The sequence below is a fragment of the Sutterella parvirubra YIT 11816 genome (genome assembly GCF_000250875.1).
Classification (GTDB): Bacteria; Pseudomonadota; Gammaproteobacteria; order Burkholderiales; family Burkholderiaceae_F; genus Sutterella; species Sutterella parvirubra.
In genome coordinates this window covers 1-2,936 of record NZ_JH604848.1, presented here as the reverse complement: position 1 = coordinate 2,936, position 2,936 = coordinate 1, and the positions used below count along the sequence as shown (strand labels likewise).

1 protein-coding gene is annotated in these 2,936 nt (G+C 63.9%); it reads left to right on the top strand.

Annotated elements, in window-relative coordinates; all coding sequences use genetic code 11:
* Positions 1-247 precede the first annotated feature (247 nt).
* Positions 248-2,644 carry a YbjN domain-containing protein gene (locus HMPREF9440_RS00620; RefSeq protein WP_008540483.1) on the top strand — a complete coding sequence of 799 codons (2,397 nt, stop codon included), beginning with the start codon at positions 248-250 and terminating at the stop codon, positions 2,642-2,644.
* Positions 2,645-2,936 lie beyond the last annotated feature (292 nt).

The window sequence follows — 2,936 nt, the reverse complement described above, 5'->3', positions numbered from 1 at the left end:
TGTCGAACCTCTTCCGTGAAGAGGTTCCCTGAGGCTCGAAGACGACCTTTTTCAGGTCGAACGGACATTTAATAGAATCTCCTCCGGCTCTAGCGGAGCCGCGGCCAAAGTCCTTGCATTTCCATGGGCGTTTGGGCAAAACCCTCAGGAAACCGCTACGCTTGAAGGATAGGCACTCACAAACCGGCCGCCGACAAGCTCCTCCGGACGCTTGGCCGCGCGGCTTCTCACCGAACGTACTTGAAGCATGACCCTCACCTACGACCCGGTCGGCGCATCGAAGTTCGCCGCGGAACTGCGCGAACTCCAGGAAGAGAACGCGGCCGACGACATCGGGATCTCCGCCCGCGCCCTCGAACTCGCCCAAGCCATTGCGGACTTCACCGAAGCGGGCGACGACGAAGGTCTCGTGAAGTTCGTCGAGAGCCTCCCCAAGGAGGAGCGCATCCCCGGCATCGAGACCGAGCTCGCGCGCGCCTGCACGAACATCGGCATCAAGACGAACGACCGCGAATGGCTGAAGCGCGCCCTGCGGGTGTTGGACGACATCCCCGAGGACTATTCCGAAAACTTCTGGTGGTACCTGCGCCGCGGGACGGCGTACCTGAGGCTCGAGCAGGTGGTCATCGCGCAGGCGCACTTCAAGGCCGCGCTTGATTTCGACCCCGACGACGAGGAGGCGCAGGACCTTTTGGAAGAAACCGAGTTCTTCCTCCACGGGCAGCCCTTTGAAGATCCCTTCCGCACCCGGGTGGAGAAGGCGTGGGCGGTCTTCGCGAAGGAGGCGCCGGAGCTCGACGCGTCGCTCAGGAAGGGCGGGGCGCCGACGCTCTGGACGCAGCGGCGCGCACGCGAAATTCTGGAAGACGTCCTCCCGGAGGACGCGGCCCTGATGGTGATCCCGGACCCGCTCAGCCCCAAGGACCGGACCCTTCTCGCGGTCTCTCCCTGCGGCTGGAGGCTGAACGCCTTCATCACGGCCGAGATCGTGCGCCGCGCGCCCAAGATTCCCGGTTGGCGCATCATCGGCGGGGCGGAGGCCTTCCCGAAGGACGGTTCGGACGGCGTGCGCTTCACGATCTGCGGCAGGAAACTCACGGTCGACAACGTCTGGGTGTGGCGCACGAGCGGCCCCGCCGGGCGGCGGACCCTCTTCTGGAGCGAGGAATTGGAAGGGATCGGCCGCGCCGATCCGGAAGAGCGCGACGAGGTCCTCCAGTCGCTGGAGTGGCTCCTCAAAACCACGGTGGGCGAAGCCGCGCAGATGCACTGGCTCGGGAACCTCGACTTCGCGAGGAAGAAGAGCCCGAAGGCCGTGCTCATCCGCGACTTCGCGGAAGTCTTCGCGAAGGAGGAGCCCGCGAGCGTGGACTTCACGATGGAGGATCACCTCAAGGCGGTGACGGAAGGCGAGGGCGCCTTGTGGCTGATTCAGCCGGACTTCCCCCGGGAGGTCGGGCACTACCGCACGGCCTGCGTCGAACTCCATGAGGCGTTCGTGACGGGAAACCCCGTCTTCATGAAGGAGCTCGAAGAGGTGGGGGCCACGGCCGGCGTCCTGATGACGGGGTGCGGGGAGGACGCGAGCGCAAACGAACGCGAAGCCTTCCGGCGGGAGCTCGCCGACTATCTCGCAACGGTCCCCGCGGACGTGTTCCGCCGCACCGGCGACGGGACGGGCGCATGGTTCGACTACGTGGAGGGGATCGTTTGGGATTCGACCCGGTTCCTCGACGCGCTCGCCGACTGGATGAGGGAAGGCGACCGGGCCGAGCGCTTCCCTGCGCTCATCTGGCACCCGTTCCTGAGGCATACGGGCGGGATCGAGCTCAATCCCGCGCGAAAGTACTGGCCGGGGCGTGATGAATGGGACGCTGAAGACGACTGGACGGCGGACGAAGAGGACTTCTTCGAAGCCTCGGACGATGAGGACGACGAGGATCCGGACGAGGTCGCCGACGGGGAGTTCGATGATGAGGACGACGAAGAGCTCTTTGACGACGGCGGCGACGACCTCGACTTCGACGAGAAGGCGGACGCGGACGAAGAGGTTCGCACGAAGCCCTTCGTTGCGGAAGGCGACTACCGTCTTCTCGAGGACTGCGAGCGTGCGAAGCTACTGCACGACGCGGAAGAGCGCCTGCGCGACCACTTCGAAGGCTTCATGAAGCGGATCGGGTGGGAGTACGACGTGGAGCCGACGACGGGGCTGTACTTCACGGGGGTGACGTTGAGCGAGCCCCTCAAGGACGTGCGGATCGCCGTGGAAATCGAGTCCGAAATCCTTCAGGCCTACGCCTATGCGAGGAGCATCGTGCCGGAGGCGAACCGTCCTGCGGCGGCGGAGTTCCTGATGCGCGCGAACCTGGGGTTGAAGCGCGGGGCGTTCGAACTCGACATGGACACGGGCATCATGCGCTACCACACGTATGTGGACGTGCCTTTGGATGCGGGACTGCCGTCTGAGCAGACGCTCCGGAACTTCCTCCTCCTTCCCGTCGGCATGTTCGAGCAGTACGGGAAGAGCTTCGTCGAGGTGGCGCTGGGGAAGAAGATCCCCGCCCGGGCGGTGGAGGAAGCCGAGAGCCTCGTGCGGGGAACGCCGGACGGCTTCCCGACGGTGATCGGAACGGCGGAGGCCTGAGGACGGTCGAATAGGATCGACGAGAAGGTCGTCCGAGAAGGGGAGGGGCTTCAAAAATTCTTTCCTCTTCCCTCTCAACCTTCTCTTTCGCTGAGGTTCAAGGAAAGCGCGGGCGCAGGTCCTGAGCTTTTTCTTCAAAGCGGGAAGGAAAAATGCGGTTTGTGGTTTGACCTAAGTCAAATCGTTGGCATCTCACCCTTGCGCTTTTCCGGAATCAGGTGCACAATGCGTCTCCTCTTCGCCGCGCACGGGGCCGCGGAGAAAGTTCTTTAAAAATCAGAATTCAACGAAC

Excerpts from the sequence above, each read along its gene's own strand:
- HMPREF9440_RS00620 (WP_008540483.1), top strand. The coding sequence starts at position 248 with ATGACCCTCACCTACGACCCGGTCGGCGCATCGAAGTTCGCCGCGGAA.